Source organism: Streptomyces sp. NPDC005485 (assembly GCF_040606085.1).
Classification (GTDB): Bacteria; Actinomycetota; Actinomycetes; order Streptomycetales; family Streptomycetaceae; genus Streptomyces.
On record NZ_JBEXDZ010000046.1, the window covers coordinates 21453 to 37940 of the forward strand.

Consider the following 16488-nt stretch of genomic DNA (forward strand, 5'->3'; position numbering starts at 1 on the left):
CGGTGGGGGGATTGATCGTTCGCCGGTGTCAACATGTGGCGCGGGAAGCGGCCGGGGCTGCCGAATATCACTGCACACCCCCTTGGCGTGGCACGTTCCGTGGCCAACACTGTGCCGATGACGCAGCGTGTGGAGCTTGCGACGGTGATGGACCGGCTTGCCGTCGACGAACTCGTCACCGAGTACGCGGTGGCGGTGGACGACGGTGACTGGGAGGCCTACCGAGGGCTGTTCACGCCGGACGGGCGTGCGGACTACCGCTCGGCCGGCGGCATCGAAGGAGACGCCACAGACGTTTCGGGGTGGCTCGCGCAGAGCATGCAGTTGTTTCCCATGCGCCAGCATCTGATCGTGAACCGGCGCGTGCGGTTCGGGATTCTGGACCAGGACACCGGTGACACGGCCCGCGTCCGGGCCGACTACGTCAATCCGATGCGGTTCGCGGGGCACGACGGGGGGTCCACCACACCCGACTTCGTGTGCGGCGGCCGCTACACGTTCGGGCTGCTGCGCACGGACGACGGCTGGCGGTTGCGCGCCGTGGTCGTCGAGGAGAAGTGGCGCCTCGCCCCGCAGCACCGCCCGGAGCCCGCCCCCTCCTGAAGCAGGCCCCCTGTCGGAGATCGTCTCCGACGCGCACACTGAAGGCACCCATGGGGTAGGGAGGCGCCGTATGAAGATGCCCAGCAGTTGGCTCGCCTCCCCGTGGCGGCGCGGAACGCTCGCCGCACTGGCCGGAGCCCTGCCCGTATTCGCCTTTCCTGCCCCGTCCTTGTGGTGGTTCGCGTACGTCGCCCTGGTCCCGTGGATCCTGCTCGTCCGCTCGGCGCCCACGGGCAAGCGAGCCGCGTACGACGGATGGCTCGGCGGACTCGGGTTCATGCTGGCCGTGCACCACTGGCTGCTGCCGAGCCTGCATGTCTTCACGGTGCTGATCGCGGCGCTGCTCGGCGCGCTGTGGGCTCCGTGGGGCTGGCTCGTGCGCCGGTTCCTCGCAGGCGTGCCGTCGGGCGGGCAGGTCACCGCCGCGCTCGTGGTCGTGCCCTCGGGCTGGCTGATGGTCGAACTCGTCCGGTCCTGGCAGGGGTTGGGCGGGCCATGGGGTCTGCTCGGGTCCAGCCAGTGGCAGGTGGAGCCCGCGCTGCGGCTGGCCTCGGTCGGCGGGGTGTGGCTGCTCAGCTTCCTGGTGGTCGCTGTCAACGTCGCGCTCGCCGTACTCGTGTCGGTGCGGGAGTCCCGTATCCCCGCCGTGGCCATTCCCGCCGTCGCCGGGCTGGTCGCCACGGCCGCCGCGACGTCGGCGGCCTGGGTGTGGGCGCCGCGCCCCGAGGCGGACGGCAGGGTGCGGATCGCCGTCGTGCAACCCGGTGTCGTCGACGGCATGGACAGCGGTGACAAGCGGTTCGCGCGTGAGGAGCAGCTAACCCGTGCGCTGGCCGGCCAGGACGTGGACCTGATCGTGTGGGGCGAGAGCAGCATCGGCGTCGACCTCGCCGACCGCCCCGACCTGGCGAGTAGGATTTCCAAACTCTCTCGTGAACTGAACGCCGACATCCTCGTGAACGTGGACGCCCGACGCTCCGACCGGCCCGGCATCTACAAGAGTTCGGTCCTGGTGGGACCCCAGGGCCCGACCGGCGACCGCTACGACAAGATGCGACTGGTCCCCTTCGGCGAGTACATCCCCGCGCGTTCCCTGCTGGGCTGGGCCACCTCGGTCGGCAAGGCGGCGGGCGAGGACCGCAGGCGCGGTAGCGAGCAAGTGGTGATGGACGTCGGGCACGGGCTGCGGGTGGGCCCGATGGTGTGCTTCGAGTCGGCGTTCCCCGACATGAGCCGGCATCTGGCCGAGGACGGCGCCGAGGTGCTCCTCGCGCAGTCGTCGACGTCGTCGTTCCAGCAGAGCTGGGCTCCCAAGCAGCACGCGTCACTGGCGGCGCTGCGGGCCGCCGAGACCGGCCGCTCGATGGTGCACGCGACACTGACCGGCGTCTCCGCCGTCTACGGTCCCAGCGGCGAGCGGGTCGGCTCCTGGCTCGGCACGGGTGCGAGCACCTCGGCGGTGTACGACGTGCCGCTGGCGCGGGGCGTCACGCCGTACGTCCGGTTCGGCGACTGGCCGGTGCACGCGGCGCTGCTGGTGCTGGCCGCCCTGTGCGCCACGGAGGGCGCTCGCACGCTCAGGCTGCGGCGGACCGCTCCTGGATCGTCCGTACCACCCGCTCGCACAGTTCGTGAGTCGCCAGCGCGTCCCGGGCGCTGAGCACCTTGCCCGCGCGGACGGCGTCGAGGAAGGCGAGCACCACCTGCTCGATGCCGCGCTGCCGGGCCACCGGCACCCAGTCCCCGCGCCGCCGTACGGTCGGCTGCCCCTTGTGGTCGACGACCTCGGCGAGATTGAGCACCTGGCGCTTGGTGTCCTGCCCGGAGACCTCAAGGATCTCCTCCGCGGAGCCGCTGAGCCGGTTCATCACACCGAGCGCGGTGAAGCCGTCGCCGGCGAGCTGCAGGACGACATGGTGCAGCAGCCCGTCCTCGACCCGGGCCCGCACGGTCACGTCGTCGACCGGACCCGGCGCCAGGAACCGCAGCGTGTCCACGACGTGGATGAAGTCGTCGAGGATCATCGAGCGGGTCTCCTCGGGCAGCCCGATGCGGTTCTTCTGCATCAGGATCAGCTCACGCGGGTGGTCGGCGCACTGCGCGTACGCGGGTGCGTAGCGTCGGTTGAAGCCGACGGCGAGACTGACGTTGCGCTCCTCCGCGAGCCGCACCAGGCGCTCGGAGTCGGCGAGTTCGTACGCGAGCGGCTTGTCGACGTACGTCGGTACGCCCGATTCCAGGAGCCGCGTCACGATCTCGGGGTGCACGGCGGTCGGCGCGTGCACGAACGCCGCGTCGAGGCCCTGGGCGAGCAGCCGGTCGAGGTCCGTGTGGCGCTGCGCGTCCGGGAGGTGGAGCGTGTCGGCGACCCGGGCGAGTGTTCCCGGCGTACGCGTCTGGAGGTGCAGCTCCACCCCGGGCTGCACGCCGAGGACCGGCAGGTAGGCCTTCTGCGCGATGTCGCCGAGTCCGATGCAGCCGACCTTCACAGGGGTCTCCTCAGGGGGTGCTCGCCGGGTTCCAGGGCCCCGGCTACCGGGTGCGGGCCTGGTTCTCGGCCTCCCCCGGAAGCATACGGCGACCGGGGCGACCCCCAGCCGGCGATGTCGTCGAAGCCGCGCAGGAAGGGCGCGGGGTTCCACGGACCCCGCCCCACAGAAAACACCGCGCCCGCTCCCCCGCGATCCGTAAAGATGTGGCCATGACCATCGATCGCACCGAACCCTCCACAGACGCCGACGAGCGCACCATGCTGGAGGGCTGGCTCGACTACCACCGCGGGACCCTCGCGACGAAGTGCGCGGGCCTGGACGACGCCCAGCTCAGAACCGCATCCGTGCCGCCCTCCGAGTTGTCCCTGCTCGGTCTCGTACGGCACATGGCGGAGGTGGAGCGAGGCTGGTTCCGCAAGGTTCTCGTGGACGACGACCCCGGGCCGATCTATTTCAGTGACGAGGACCCGGACGGCGAGTTCCACCTCACCGAGGCGGACACCTGGGACGAGGCGCACGCGACCTGGCAGAGCGAGATAGAGATCGCCCGGCACAACGCGGCGCGGTTCGCCCTGGACGACTTCTCCAAGGGCACGAGCAAGTCCACCGGCACCCCCTTCAACCTGCGCTGGATCTACACCCACATGATCGAGGAGTACGCGCGTCACAACGGTCACGCCGACCTGATCCGGGAGCGCATCGACGGCGCCACCGGCGACTAGGGGGATTCTGACGGATCTTCGCGGCGTCGAGACGCCCGGCACGCCGAGAGCACGCACCGAACGCCGCTCCTTCTTCCGCGCTGATCCGTCAGAGGTCCCCTAGGGCCTGTCCGGCGTCACACCGGACGCGCCGACGCCCACCGGAGGAGCGGAAGGATCACCCGTGCGGGGCATCCTCCGCTTGTCCGCTCCCCCAAAGCGGTGCGGACCCAGCAGAGTTGCGCGGGTGCATCGAACGAGGACCACCGCAACGCTCCTGGTCACCGTGGCTGTCACGGCCCTCTCCGGCTGTGTGACCGTCCAGCGACCGCCCGTCCCCGGCCCGGCGGCCGCGCCGTCGCGGCCGTCGGCGCCCCGCCCTGACGGCAAGGCAGGGCCGCAGAGAACAGAGCCGCAGATCGTGCAGGCACCGGCCCGGGAGGCACTGGAGCTCATCGGGCCGTCCAGGAAGCCGTCACCGGACACGCGAGCGACGCGACCGTCGGCCGGCCCCGCACCCGAAGAGGCGACGGGGACCACTCCACGTCGCCGGCACACCCTCCCCCAGCCGAAGGAGCGACGGGAGCCGCACCGTCCCGCCCCGCGCACCGTCACCCCGGCCGCGCCCAAGGGCGTACCGATGAACCAGCAGGATGTGTGTGCCCTCGGCCGAAAGTACGGCGGCTGGAAGGCGGACAGCCCGCAGGCGGTCATCTGCAGGCAAACGTACGGCCGTTGACGAACGGGCCGGACCCGTACACCTGATTTCGAGGACGGACGACGCTACGGCCGCTGTCGCGGCGGCCCGAGCGTCTCCCCTCCGGGACCGTCGAAGGGCCGTGACTCCTCCGCCGACATGCCGTCTCCCGCGAGCTGCAGCTCCAGGCGGCCGATCGCCGCTCGCACGCCGTCCCCGTAGGGATCGTCACCGAGGGCGCCGTCGGCTCCGCGGGCCCGGCGCAGATGGCTGCGGGCGGCCTCGCCACGGCCGAGCTTCACATAGTCCGCGGCGAGATTCAGATGCAACGACGGGTAGAACGCGTGCACCGCGAGGGAGCGGTGATGCGCGGCGACCCGACCGTCGCTGATCTCGTCGGCGGCCGACAACGCCCTCAGGTCCCAGGCGAGTTCGTCGCAGGGGTCGTCCTGGGTGTCCGCCATGTAGTGGGCGAGCGTGCAGCGGTGCAGGGGGTCTCCGTCCTCCCCGATCTCCGCCCACAGGTCCAGGAAGCGGCCCCGAGCCTCCTCGCGGTCGCCGCCGTGGTGCAACATGACGACCTGTCCGATCCGGGTCATCATGGCGTCCGGTGCCGCCTGCTCCTGTTGCTCCGCCACCGCGTCCTCCAGGCTCGTCACTGTCCCTCAGACGCTAACGGCAGCCGCTGACAATCACGCTCAGGCGGCTCCGTACGCCACTGGGCCAGGCCGGTGACGGTCCCGGCCCGGTGGCATGCCGGTCAGCCCAGGTTCGGGACGGTCCAGTCGATGGGGTCGTGGCCCTGCTTCGCGACCGCCTCGTTGATCTGTGTGAAGGGGCGCGAGCCGAAGAACTTCTTCGCGGACAGCGGCGAGGGGTGCGCGCCCTTGACGACGATGTGCCGCTCCTCGTCGATCAGCGGCAGCTTCTTCTGCGCGTAGTTGCCCCACAGGACGAAGACCGCCGGGTCGGGACGGTCGGCCACCGCGCGGATCACCGCGTCCGTGAAACGCTCCCAGCCCTTGGCCTTGTGCGAGTTGGCCTCGCCGCCGCGCACCGTGAGCACCGCGTTGAGCAGCAGGACTCCCTGCTGGGCCCACGGCATCAGGTAGCCGTTGTCGGGAACGGGGGTGCCCAGCTCCGCGTTCATCTCCTTGTAGATGTTGCGCAGCGACGGGGGGATCTTCACGCCGGGCCGGACGGAGAAGCAGAGGCCGTGCCCCTGGCCCTCGCCGTGATAGGGGTCCTGACCGAGGATCAGCACCTTCACCCGCTCGTACGGCGTCGCGTCGAGCGCGGCGAAGACCTCTTCCCGCGGAGGGTGGACGGGACCCTTCGCACGCTCCTCCTCGACGAACTCGGTGAGTTCCTTGAAGTAGGGCTGCTGCAGCTGCTCGCCCAGGACGCCTTGCCAGGACTCGGGCAGCATGGCGGTGTCGGTCACGTCAACTTCCTCCGTTGTGCGATCACTTCCAGGCAACAGAACCTACAGGCGACCACTGACAATCGGATCCGACCCCCGGGCTGCCGGGGCTACCAGCTGGTCTTGCGGTCCAGCTCCCACATCATCATGATCGTCGACGGGTCGAGGGCCTGCTCGGCTCCGGCGATCTCCTCGCTGACGGCGACGTACTGCTTGCCCTGCCACAGCGGCAGCAGCCGGGCGTCGTCGACGAGGATCTGCTGGGCCTCCTGGAACTCCTTGACCACGGCGCCCCGGTCGCTCTGGCGCCGCGACTCGGGCAGCAGGGTGTTGGTGATCTGCGGGGCCGGGTAGGGCGTCCCGAGTGCGTTCTGATCACCCACGAAGGGTGCGATGAAGTTGTCGGCATCCGGGAAGTCGGGGAACCAGCCGCGTCCGAACACCTGGTACTCGCCCTTGCGGTACCCCGCTTCGTACGTCTTCCAGGGGCGGCTCTTGAGAGTGACCTTGAACAGGCCGGAGTCCTCGAGCTGCTGCTTCAGTTCCTCGAACTCCGGGCGGGTCTCGGAGCCGTACCGGTCGGTCGTGTACCAGAGCGTGAGGGGGACGTGGCCGGTGATGCCGGCTTCCAGGAGGAGCTTGCGGGCCTTGGAGGAACTGGGTTCGCCGAAGTCGTCGAAGTAGGCGGTGCTGTGCCCCGCCAGTCCCGCCGGGACCATGGAGTACAGCGGGTCGACGGTGTCCTTGTAGACCTTGTGCGCGATGGCCGGCCGGTCGATGATCTGCGCGATCGCCTTGCGGACCGCGGGCTTCTTCGCCCACGGGTCCTTCGGGTTGAACACCAGATAGCTGATCTCGATGCCCGCGTTCTCGACGAGTTCGAGACCCTCCTGCGACGCGTGTGCCTGGAGCGAGACGACGTCCGAGGCGGCGAGACCGCGGTAGGTGACGTCGATCTTCTTGTCCTTGAGCGCCTTGACCATCGGGGCCGAGCTCTGGAAGTAGCGGATGGTGACCGCGTCATTCCTGCGCTGGGCGAAGCCCTTGTAGTGGTCGTTGGTGACGAGTTCGGCCTGCTTGCCGTCCTCGTAGGACTTCAGGCTGTACGGCCCGGACCCGAAGACCTTGCCGTCCTTGCGCAGGGAGTCGGCGGGATAGTCGTCGGGGTCGACGATCGACATGGCGGGCGTCGCGAGGACGAACGGGAAGGTCGCGTCGGACTTGTTGAGATGGAAGACGAGCTCACGGTCGCCCAGTGCCTGGACCCGGTCGAGGCTTCCCAGCAGGCCCGCAGGGCCGCCCTTCACGTTGATCTTCCTGATGCGGTCGATGGAGTACTTGACGGACCTCGCGTCGAGCGTGTCACCGTCGGAGAACTTCATGTCCGAGCGCAGGATGCAGCGGTAGGTGCGGTTCGCGGTGTCCGTGAACTTGCAGCTCTCGGCCGCGTCGGGCTGGGGCGTCGTCGCACCGGAGGGGTAGCTCAGCAGCGTCTGGTAGATGTTGCGGAACAACTCCCAGGAGCCGTCCCAGGAGGCGGCCGGATCCAGTGTGCTGGGGGCACTGGTCGTGCCCACGACGATCGGTCCCTTGTCGTCGGACGATCCCGAGGAGAGCACACCACATCCGGCCACCAGGGATATGGACGTGATCGCCGCCAGTTGCCGCAGACATTGGTTCCGGTTGAACACGCGCTCGCTCCTCGATCTGCCATACCAAGGGTCGGCAGACCATACCGCAGTGCCACGCCGGGTGAACCCCTTCCCAACGCGGGCACTTGATCAGCGCGCATATGACGACGTTGTCAGAGACCTGTGCGGTTGTTGTATGTCGAGCAGCACCTGTTGTACATCGGCACGGGCGCGCTTCTCGTCCGGCGCGCCCGCACCGACGTTCCCGCCGAGGTCAGCGGCCTCGGCGTCACTGTTCCCGCGGAGGTCAGCCGACCCCGGCGTTGAGGAAGATGCCACCGTCCACCACGAGCGTCTGGCCGGTGACCCAGTCCGACTGCTGCGAGGTGAGGAATGCGGCGGCGCCGCCGATGTCGGCGGGCACGCCGAGCCGGCCGAGCGGGTAGGCCGCGGCGGCCTCCTCCTCGCGTCCCTCGTAGAGGGCCTGCGCGAACTTGGTCTTCACGACGGCGGGGGCGATCGCGTTGACCCGCACCTTCGGCGCGAACTCGTGCGCCAGCTGCACGGTCAGGTTGATCATCGCGGCCTTGCTCATGCCGTACGCGCCGATGAACGGCGAGGGGGCCACGCCCGCCACGGAGGCGATGTTGACGATCGCGCCGCCGTTCTCGCTCTGCCAGGCCTTCCAGGTCAGCTGGGCGAAGCCGAGCGCCGAGATCACGTTCGTCTCGTAGACCTTGCGCGCCACGCCCAGGTCGAGGTCGGCCATCGGGCCGAACACCGGGTTCGTGCCGGCGTTGTTGACCAAGTAGTCGACGCGGCCGAAGGCCTCCATGGTGCGCTCGACGGCGGCGGCCTGGTGAGCCTCGTCGTGGGCCTTGCCCGCGACGCCGATGACGCGCTCGGCGCCGAGCGCCTCGACGGCCTCCTTGAGGGCGTCCTCGTTGCGTCCGGTGATGCAGACGCGGTCGCCGCGGGCGATCAGGGCCTCCGCGACGCCGTAGCCGATGCCGCGGCTGGCGCCCGTGATGAGGGCGACCTTGCCGGAGAGTTCGGGAAGTGCAGTCATGTCGGTGTCCCCCGGCCCTAGTTGAGCGGTCCGCCGGCCACGTACAGCACCTGGCCCGAGACGAAGCCCGCGTCGTCGCCGGTGAAGAAGGCGATGGCGTTCGCGATGTCGTCGGGGAAGCCCACGCGCTGCACGGGGATCTGGGTCGCCGCGGCGGCCTGGAACTCCTCGAAGCCCATGCCGACCCGGGCGGCGGTGGCGGCGGTCATGTCGGTGACGATGAAGCCGGGTGCGACGGCGTTGGCGGTGACGCCGAACTTGCCGAGCTCGATCGCGAGGGTCTTGGTGAGGCCCTGCAGGCCCGCCTTCGCGGTGGAGTAGTTGGCCTGGCCGCGGTTGCCGAGCGCCGAGGACGACGACAGGTTCACGATCCGGCCGAACTTCGCGTCGACCATGTGCTTCTGGATGGCCTTGGCCATCAGGAAGGCGCCGCGCAGGTGCACGTTCATGACCGTGTCCCAGTCGGACGCGCTCATCTTGAACAGCAGGTTGTCGCGGAGCACACCCGCGTTGTTCACCAGGATCGTCGGCGCCCCGAGCTCCTCGGCGATGCGCGCGACGGCGGCCTCGACCTGGGCCTCGTCGGAGACGTCGCAGCCCACCGCGAGGGCCTTGCCGCCCGCCGCGGTGATCTTCTCCACGGTGTCCTTGCACGCGGCCTCGTCGAGGTCGATCACCGCGACGGCGCGGCCCTCGGCTGCCAGTCGTACGGCGGTCGCGGCGCCGATGCCGCGCGCGGCGCCGGTGACTACGGCGACGCGCTGCTCAGTGGTGGACATTGCTGGTTCTCCTCGCCCTTGGGAAAAGCCCTGCCTACGGCTCCCACGGTACGCCCGTCCGGTGAGCGACCGCTTAGTACCTTCAGTGGAGGTGACGCTAGAAGCCCTGGCACTCGGTGTCAACGGCCCGCGGCGCCGGTGTGATCCATTACCTGACCAGCAGGTCGAGCAGCCGCTCCAGCTCGGCCCGCGGATCGGCGGTGAGCCCGGTGTGCACCGGCCCCGGCTGCACGACCGTCGACCGGGGCGCGATCAACCAGCGGAAACGCCGGCCGGCGTCGTCGCGCGCCGCCTGTCCGGCTACCTCGCCTCCGGCGCAGACGCTCTCGACGGCACCGAGTGCGGCCCGGACGCCCGCGACGTCCGCCTCCGGGTCGAGGGCCCGCAGCTTGGTCTCGTCCAGATGGGTGCGGACCATGACGAAGGACCGGGCGCGGCAGTACACGAGCACGCCCGCGTTGAAGTACTCGCCGCGCTCGACCCGCGGCACCACCCGCAGCAGCGCGTACTCGAAGACGTCCCGCTCGCTCACTTCTCCCCCTTGACCGGTACGTCGACCTTCACGCGCGCGTGGATGTCGGCAGCCCGGGCGAGCAACGGCTCCGCGTAGGCGCGGCGGAGTTCGTCGGTCGACTCGAAGCCGGGCTCGTCCGCCAGCCACTCCTCCGGGATCTGGGCGGTCACCTCGGCGAGCAGGTCCTCCGTGACCAGCGGTGCCAGCTCGGCCGCGGCCGCGGCGACGTCCGGTGCGAAGGGCGCGAGCGCGTGGTCGGAGGCGTCGTACGGCTTGGCGGCGGAGGTCCGTGCGCCGGGCCAGTTGTGGTGCCAGATCATGGTGGCGCCGTGGTCGATGAGCCACAGGTCGCCGCGCCACATCAGCAGGTTGGGGTTGCGCCAGGAGCGGTCGACGTTGTTGACCAGTGCGTCGAACCAGACGATCCGGCCGGCCTCCTCGGGGCTCACCGTGAAGGCGAGGGGGTCGAAGCCGAGCGCGCGGGAGAGGAAGTCCATGCCGAGGTTGGTGCCACCGCTGGACTTGAGCAGCTCCTGCACCTCCTGGTCGGGTTCGCCGAGGCCCAGCACCGGGTCGAGGCCGATCGTCACCAGCCCGGGCACGCGCAGGCCCAGCCTGCGGGCGAGCTCACCGCAGACGACCTCCGCGACGAGCGTCTTGCGGCCCTGCCCAGCGCCGGTGAACTTCATGACGTACATGCCGAGATCGTCGGCCTCGACGAGCCCCGGCAGCGAGCCGCCCTCACGCAGCGGCGTGATGTATCTGGTGGCGGCGACCTGTCTCAGCATTCTCCAAGGCCCCATCGTTCATTTGCCTTACGTTCCACGGCACATCCAACGCGATGCAATCCGGAGAAACGTCCGCGATCAGCCCTGAGGGGAATCCGGGGAGTTTCGAGGGGCACAGTCGCCTCCGTACCTCACCAGCAGCCCGTCAACGGCGGTGCGCCCCTTGCTTCCGGCCTCCGGCATGAAGTGAGCATAGTAACCAAGCGTGACAGCAGGGGAGGCACGCCCGAGCGACCGCGCCACACGATTGTCCTGAGCTCGCTCCGGATCTCGATACGTGTCTGGTCCAAGGTCTCTTGATTGCCCTGATCAATGCGTATCGAGCGATAGTTGCGACGTTGACTCCGGTACCGGCAGACGACGGCCGTAGTACGTCATCACAAGATGCTGCACACCCAACGTGACACCCAGGCCGAGCCACAGAGCGTTTCCGTTGAACGGCTCATCAAACGCGGCTTCCGCGACGGCGCCCAGGCCCAGCTTGACGGCGATGGTGGCGAGCCACAGCAGCAGCGTCTCCCGACCGCCCTTGCGGTACAGCCGCCCGTCCCCTTCCCGCCATATCGGCATGGTGCGACCGCGTAGGACGCCGGCCAGGACCGAAACGATCAGCCCGGCGACGAGGAACGCGATTCCGGCCGAGGTCATGCGACTCGGACCCGGTGGAACGCAGCCGCGCACGATGAGGAGGGCGACCCACACATAGGTCAGTGACCGGACCGGCCGCGCGGAGAACTGACTCCACATGATCACGGCAGTGATGCCGATGATTAGCAGCAGACTGTGTGTCACTGATCTGCGGTCCTTCCGGTCAGGCAGGCGAGCGTGGATGACAGGGCGGCACGCGCCGTTCCTATACTCCACGATCACGGGTCTGCACCGGGAGGGGTGCCGCCGACCGGGCTTCTCGCCGGGGCAGTTGGCGCGGATGTCCTGACCGCCCGACATCACCAACAGAGTTGCGGCATTGCCTCCAGCAGGATCCAGATGTTCAGGTCGGAGGGGCAGTGCGGGGCCGGGCACTGACCCAGGACCTGTTCGGGTTCAGGAAGCTGCCGATCTCCAGGTCCGCCAGCGCCAGTTCGTGTTCGAGGGAGTCGTCGTCCACAGGCCTGGTGATGACCGATTGCGACCAATGCGAGCCGTCGATCTCGTAGTCGAGGGTGAAGGCCAGTAGCCCGGACGACGCCTGGCTCAGGTCGCGCATGGTGATCGTGCACCCGGGCGCGACCTCCCGTTTGAACGGCGGCTCGTCGACGTAGCTCCGCTCCGGCGGGTCCCGCTGGATAAGAACCTGTCCCTGGTCCTTCACATGGGCCCGGCAGATTCTGAGAAATGCCCGGGCCAGCTCGATATCCGGGTTCTCGATCAGATGCGACATCAGGAGAACCACGTCGAATCGGCGACCGAGCGCCAGGTCTTGGATCCGGGATTCGACAGTTTCGGCACCTTTGATGTACGCCAGCATTGCGGGCGATTCGTCGACCGCGACCACTTCGTGACCCATTTCCAGCAGAGGATGGGTTATCCTCCCCGCGCCCGCACCCAGCTCGAGGATGCCGGCGCCCGCCGGAATCGAATCGTGGATCAGGGTCGGGCTCGAGCCGGCCGACAAGCGGGCGTAGAACTCCACCGGAGAGCCGTCGGGTGAGAGGGGAATTCCAGTCTGCGTCACTTTTCCTGCCGCCTAGGGCTCGTCCTGTAACTGCCGGCCACAAAGATCATTTACGGGACAGGTTCAGGTAAGGCACTGGATGTTGTTGTGCGGTGAGAAGAGGCCGCAGCAGTCGCCGTCCAGATCCTCGTCGAACACGCCTTCTTCGATGGCCGGGTGCTCGCCGGTCAGATCCTTGAAGTCCTGACTTCTCAGCGGTGGCCGGCCGGCGATCTCGATCACGCAGTCGGACGTGATGAAGTCGACATGCACGTCGCAGGAGTGGACGAGACCTCGCGCCTGATTGCTCTGCCCGAAGCCGATGTGCACGCTCGGGAACCGCTCGTTGAGATGCGAGTTCAGGGAAATGAACCGCTCGATGCCGATGTTGGTGCCGAATCCCAGTTCGCCGACCCGGTCGGCGTTCGGCAGCCGCAGGCAGCGTTCGATCAATTTCTTGACCTGGGGACTGTCGCACTGGTAGTCCACCATGATGCCGTTTTCGATCTCGAACACGGCGGGGTGTTCCTGAAGTCGTGCGTCGAGCGTGGTGTACGCGGTCGAATTGAACGCACCGTCCGCGACGAGCGTGCCGCTTATCTGCGCGGGGTAGGTCGCCACCTCGCCTGCGGGCAGGAGCACGAAGGCTCCCTCCCGGTGGAGCCCGCGATTGCTCACCCAGCGGTAGCGCGCGGGATCCAGCACGACATCCAGCTCGGATCCGGAGGACGTTCTGACCTTGAACTGCTCGGCGGACCTGAGATTGTGCAGGAGTCCGGCGTTGATGTTGTTCAAGGTGGCGGGCGACGTCGTCACCGCCTGCTTGAAGAACTCCGCACCGGTCATCACCGTCCGGAAAACTTCGGTCCTCTTTCCGGAGAACGGCTCCAGTGCGTCGCGAATCGCGTCCGACGGCGCGACAATGTCGTATTCGATACAGAGCACGAGAAGCCGGTCGGTGATCTGGTCCAGGCCGAATTTCGCGCTGCTGAGCGACTGCTTGATCGCGGCGGCGGACAGGCCTTCGAGATCCATGAGCATTGCGGGAATGCCGCGAATGTCCAGCTCGGCCGCGACCCAGGCGGCGGGTTCACGTGCGCTGCGCGCGTACAGCAGGAGCACTCGATCCTGATCATTGAGATGCATGTACTGATCGAGCATCAGCGAGACGCCGCGCCAGACCTGGTTGTCAGGCCCGCCATGGGCGCGGGAAACATCTTCGGTCAAACCGCTGTTTTCCATAGTATGAGGCATTCCTAGGAAATAGACTCCAGCGCAATACGTAGTAACGGTGCGCGCGAAGGTTTTTCACTCTTCGCGCGCACCGTCGACTCAGGTCAGTCTTCGGTCTCCCACGCGGAGGTGAAGTTGACCGCTTCGCTGTCGCTTCCCGAAAGAATGTCCACCGGAGCTGCCGTAGCGACTGGCCTCTCCTGGGTCAGCATGGCGTTCAGCGTTGTTGCCACTTGCGCATTGCGCGCGGCTTCCAAGGTTTCGGTGGTCATCGAAACATCGCCTCCCAGCTGGTTTACTGAACGTGCGAATTCAACAACTGACCAGACGTCAGTCAGCCGAGGGGATCTTCCCCTGTGTCGGATCGCAGTGATGGGTCCGATCGCTGCGATTGATCCCCTGGTGCCTCAATGTAGGTTCTGCCAAGGGGCGGCCGCCAACGATTCGAAGACCGTGGAAGGGTGACCGGCCGCGCAACTCCGGTCGGTCCCACAGTTCATCCGCTGCGGCGTACGCCGGGATCAGGATGCGGGGTCCGGCGAAGCGCGGGCACGAGCACGAGCAGGACGGCGAGTGTCCCGGCGCCGGCGAGGACGAACGTGGCGCGTGCGCCGACCAGGTTCACCGACAGGCCACCGGCGAGATAGGCGAAGCCCGCGCCCAGTTGGGCGGCGGTGCCCAGGGTGCCGAACACGCGGCCGAGCATCGGGCGGGGCACGACGTTCTGGATGACGGTGTCGTAGCCGATGTTCTCCCCGGCGTTCCCCGTGCCGGCGAGCAGCTGTGCCACCAGCACGACGGCGAGGGCGGGAGCCAAGCCCGTAAGGACCGTGCCGGCGCCACTCGCGGCGATGGCGACGACCAGCAGAGCCACTGGTGAACGCCCGCGGGCCAGCCGTGTGCACGCGACCGACGCCAGCAGCATGCCCAAACCGAACGCGCTGGCGGCGAGGCCGTACCCGGCCGGGCCGCCGCCCAGCTGATCGCCGGCGAGGAACACCAGCGCCACGTTGTCCACGCCGGCGAAGGCGACGATGACGAACAGGGTGAGGATCAGGGTCCTGACCTGCCGGTCCGCCGCGACATAGCGAAGACCCGCGGCCGCTTCGGCCCAGACTCCGGTGACCGCGGCGGGATCACGAGTCGGCTCCAGCACCGGAAGTCCGGTGAGCAGCAGTGCTGAGACGGCGAAGGTAGCGGCGTCGACTGCCAGCGCGGTGTGAATGCCTCCGGGCCCGGCCGCCAGCAGTCCACCGAGGCCGGGACCGACGGCGAGTTGCAGGGTGCGGGCGAACCCGAACAGGGCGTTGGCCGGGGCACGATCAGGGGCGTCGACCAGCACCGGCACGAGACTGCGCCCGGCCGGGTTGCGGATGGTGGCCAGCGCCCCGGCGAGCACGACGAGCGGGATCAGGATCATCAGCGGCGGCAGGGTGACGGCGATCAAGCCGATGACGAGCGCCGAGGCAAGCTCGCAGCGCATCATCAGCCGACGGGTCGGGATGCGGTCGGCGAGCACTCCGGCCAGGGGGCCGGCAAGTCTCGGCAGCGCGTTCGCGAGCAGCAGCAGGCTCACCCCGATAGGCCCGTCCTGCCGGGCGGCGAGGACCACGAGCACCGTGGTGGTGATCCCGTCGCCGACGAACGACACCGCCCGCGAAGCACACAGTGCCCGGAAAGCCGGGTTTCCCCGCAGCAGCCGGGTTCGCGGCGGAGGCGCCATCGGTGTCGGCGAAGGTTCGACCATGACCGTCAGGGTGCCGTCCTCGGAGGCGGCAGGGCATGGATTCGGCGCACACCGAATCCATGCCTGTCATCGTTGGCGGTATGACGCTGGTGCTGAGGTTCGGGTCGGGTGACGCGGCGCGGTGCCGGTTCGCGGTGTCACCGTTGCAGGAAACGATGTCCGCGCTGCTGGTGCTGAACGCGCCAAGCCGTCACGCCTGGTACCTGCCATGGCTGCGCGGCATCCAGGACGTCGTCGCCGAGCTCGACCTGGGACTGCTCGGCATCGCGGTGCCGGTGCGCGGGCATGGGCCGGATTTCCTGTGGCCGAGCCCGACCGGCCCGCTCACCACCATCGAGGACGACCTCGCCCGGGTCCAGGCCACCGATCCGGACGTCGTAGCCACGGAGCTCACCGAGCACGCCCGCCGCCTCGACCCCCGGAGCGTGCCCGCGCACCTGTACAGCGCCCTCACCGGGGACCCCGTGGAAGCCCGGGACAAGCTGGTCGCGCGCCAGCGCGAGGCCTGGCGGATCCTGATCGCACCGCTGTGGGACCGCATCCGCGGCCTGCTCGACGCGGACATCACCACGCGCGCCCGGCAGCTGGCCGACGGCGGTCTGGAGGGGCTGTTCGCCAACCTGCACCGGCGGGCCAAGTGGGAGAGCGACTCCTTGCACCTGACCGGTCTCCGCCGCGGGAGTCTCGACCTACGCGGCCGCGGCCTGATCCTCGTCCCGACCGCCTTCGGCTGGCCGAACCTGGGCCTCGGACCCACCAGCGACACTTCCGCCGCACCCCCGGCCCTCGTCTACCCGATGCTCGGCGCCGCGCGACTGTGGGACCCGCCTGCGGGATCACCGGCCATCGCGCGGCTGCTGGGCGCCGGGCGTGCGGCCGTGCTGGCGCAGACGCTCATCCCCAGCACGACCAGCAGCCTCGCCCGCCGGGTGGACCTGGCCCCGGCAACCGTTTCCCAGCACCTCACCGTTCTCCGCGACGCCGGCCTTGTCACCGCTGAACGGCGCGGCCGCGAAGTGTTCTACCAGCAGACGCCGCTCGCGGCCGCGCTGACCTCGGGTACGCACCTGAGTTCGCCTCCAGCCGACCCCCGTTGACCTACGGGTGGACACCCTTCATGACATACGTCCCGAGATCGCAGGACGCGGCTGATCGGC

Annotated in this window: 17 protein-coding genes; 4 read left to right on the forward strand and 13 right to left on the reverse strand. The window is 68.8% G+C overall.

Annotated features, from left to right (window positions below; genetic code table 11):
* Nucleotides 1-117: 117 nt before the first annotated feature.
* Together ABZS97_RS17730 and lnt are read left to right on the forward strand one after the other, a co-directional pair.
* Nucleotides 118-603, forward strand: a complete 486-nt coding sequence (locus ABZS97_RS17730) for a nuclear transport factor 2 family protein (RefSeq protein WP_356138744.1) — start codon at nt 118-120, stop codon at nt 601-603.
* 70 nt (nt 604-673) lie between these two features.
* The gene (gene lnt / locus ABZS97_RS17735) at nt 674-2263 is read left to right on the forward strand and encodes an apolipoprotein N-acyltransferase (RefSeq protein ID WP_356138746.1); all 1590 of its coding nucleotides are present in this window, start codon (nt 674-676) and stop codon (nt 2261-2263) included.
* Here lnt and ABZS97_RS17740 read toward each other — a convergent pair.
* Nucleotides 2181-3092, reverse strand: a complete 912-nt coding sequence (locus tag ABZS97_RS17740; RefSeq protein WP_356138749.1) for a Gfo/Idh/MocA family oxidoreductase — start codon at nt 3090-3092, stop codon at nt 2181-2183. The genes lnt and ABZS97_RS17740 overlap by 83 nt on opposite strands.
* A gap of 212 nt (nt 3093-3304) precedes the next feature.
* On the opposite strand from ABZS97_RS17740, the gene ABZS97_RS17745 reads away from it, so the two are divergent.
* A complete protein-coding gene (locus ABZS97_RS17745; protein WP_356138751.1) occupies nt 3305-3817 on the forward strand; it encodes a DinB family protein in 513 nt (170 codons plus the stop codon).
* A gap of 762 nt (nt 3818-4579) precedes the next feature.
* Here the strand turns inward: ABZS97_RS17745 and ABZS97_RS17750 are convergent.
* From ABZS97_RS17750 to ABZS97_RS17805, 12 genes are all read right to left on the reverse strand, one after another.
* Nucleotides 4580-5131 (reverse strand): hypothetical protein, encoded by a 552-nt coding sequence (locus tag ABZS97_RS17750; RefSeq protein WP_356138829.1) that lies wholly within the window; start codon nt 5129-5131, stop codon nt 4580-4582.
* 122 nt (nt 5132-5253) lie between these two features.
* On the reverse strand, nt 5254-5937 hold the full coding sequence (gene ung, locus ABZS97_RS17755; protein ID WP_356138753.1) for a uracil-DNA glycosylase: 684 nt from the start codon (nt 5935-5937) through the stop codon (nt 5254-5256).
* 89 nt (nt 5938-6026) lie between these two features.
* The gene (locus ABZS97_RS17760) at nt 6027-7607 is read right to left on the reverse strand and encodes an ABC transporter substrate-binding protein (protein WP_356138755.1); all 1581 of its coding nucleotides are present in this window, start codon (nt 7605-7607) and stop codon (nt 6027-6029) included.
* A 247-nt stretch (nt 7608-7854) separates the two neighbouring features.
* Nucleotides 7855-8616: an SDR family oxidoreductase gene (locus tag ABZS97_RS17765; protein ID WP_356138757.1), complete on the reverse strand. Its 762-nt coding sequence runs from the start codon at nt 8614-8616 to the stop codon at nt 7855-7857.
* Between the two features lie 17 nt (nt 8617-8633).
* The gene (fabG, locus tag ABZS97_RS17770) at nt 8634-9395 is read right to left on the reverse strand and encodes a 3-oxoacyl-ACP reductase FabG (RefSeq protein ID WP_356138759.1); all 762 of its coding nucleotides are present in this window, start codon (nt 9393-9395) and stop codon (nt 8634-8636) included.
* 148 nt (nt 9396-9543) lie between these two features.
* Complete coding sequence (locus ABZS97_RS17775; RefSeq protein WP_356138761.1) at nt 9544-9927, reverse strand: DUF3037 domain-containing protein; 384 nt, start codon at nt 9925-9927, stop codon at nt 9544-9546.
* Nucleotides 9924-10697 (reverse strand): HipA family kinase, encoded by a 774-nt coding sequence (locus ABZS97_RS17780; protein ID WP_356138764.1) that lies wholly within the window; start codon nt 10695-10697, stop codon nt 9924-9926. Before ABZS97_RS17780 ends, ABZS97_RS17775 begins: the two co-directional genes overlap by 4 nt.
* Nucleotides 10698-11006: 309 nt before the next feature.
* Nucleotides 11007-11489 carry a hypothetical protein gene (locus ABZS97_RS17785; protein WP_356138766.1) on the reverse strand — a complete coding sequence of 161 codons (483 nt, stop codon included), beginning with the start codon at nt 11487-11489 and terminating at the stop codon, nt 11007-11009.
* Nucleotides 11490-11688: 199 nt separating this feature from the next.
* The gene (locus tag ABZS97_RS17790; RefSeq protein ID WP_356138768.1) at nt 11689-12330 is read right to left on the reverse strand and encodes a class I SAM-dependent methyltransferase; all 642 of its coding nucleotides are present in this window, start codon (nt 12328-12330) and stop codon (nt 11689-11691) included.
* A 105-nt stretch (nt 12331-12435) separates the two neighbouring features.
* Entirely contained in the window at nt 12436-13593 is a 1158-nt protein-coding gene (locus tag ABZS97_RS17795; RefSeq protein WP_356138770.1) for a hypothetical protein, read from the reverse strand.
* 95 nt (nt 13594-13688) lie between these two features.
* A complete protein-coding gene (locus tag ABZS97_RS17800) occupies nt 13689-13856 on the reverse strand; it encodes a hypothetical protein (RefSeq protein WP_356138772.1) in 168 nt (55 codons plus the stop codon).
* 224 nt (nt 13857-14080) lie between these two features.
* A complete protein-coding gene (locus ABZS97_RS17805) occupies nt 14081-15331 on the reverse strand; it encodes an MFS transporter (protein ID WP_356138775.1) in 1251 nt (416 codons plus the stop codon).
* A 59-nt stretch (nt 15332-15390) separates the two neighbouring features.
* Between ABZS97_RS17805 and ABZS97_RS17810 the strand changes: the two genes are divergently transcribed.
* Complete coding sequence (locus ABZS97_RS17810; RefSeq protein ID WP_356138777.1) at nt 15391-16428, forward strand: DUF5937 family protein; 1038 nt, start codon at nt 15391-15393, stop codon at nt 16426-16428.
* Nucleotides 16429-16488: the final 60 nt, after the last annotated feature.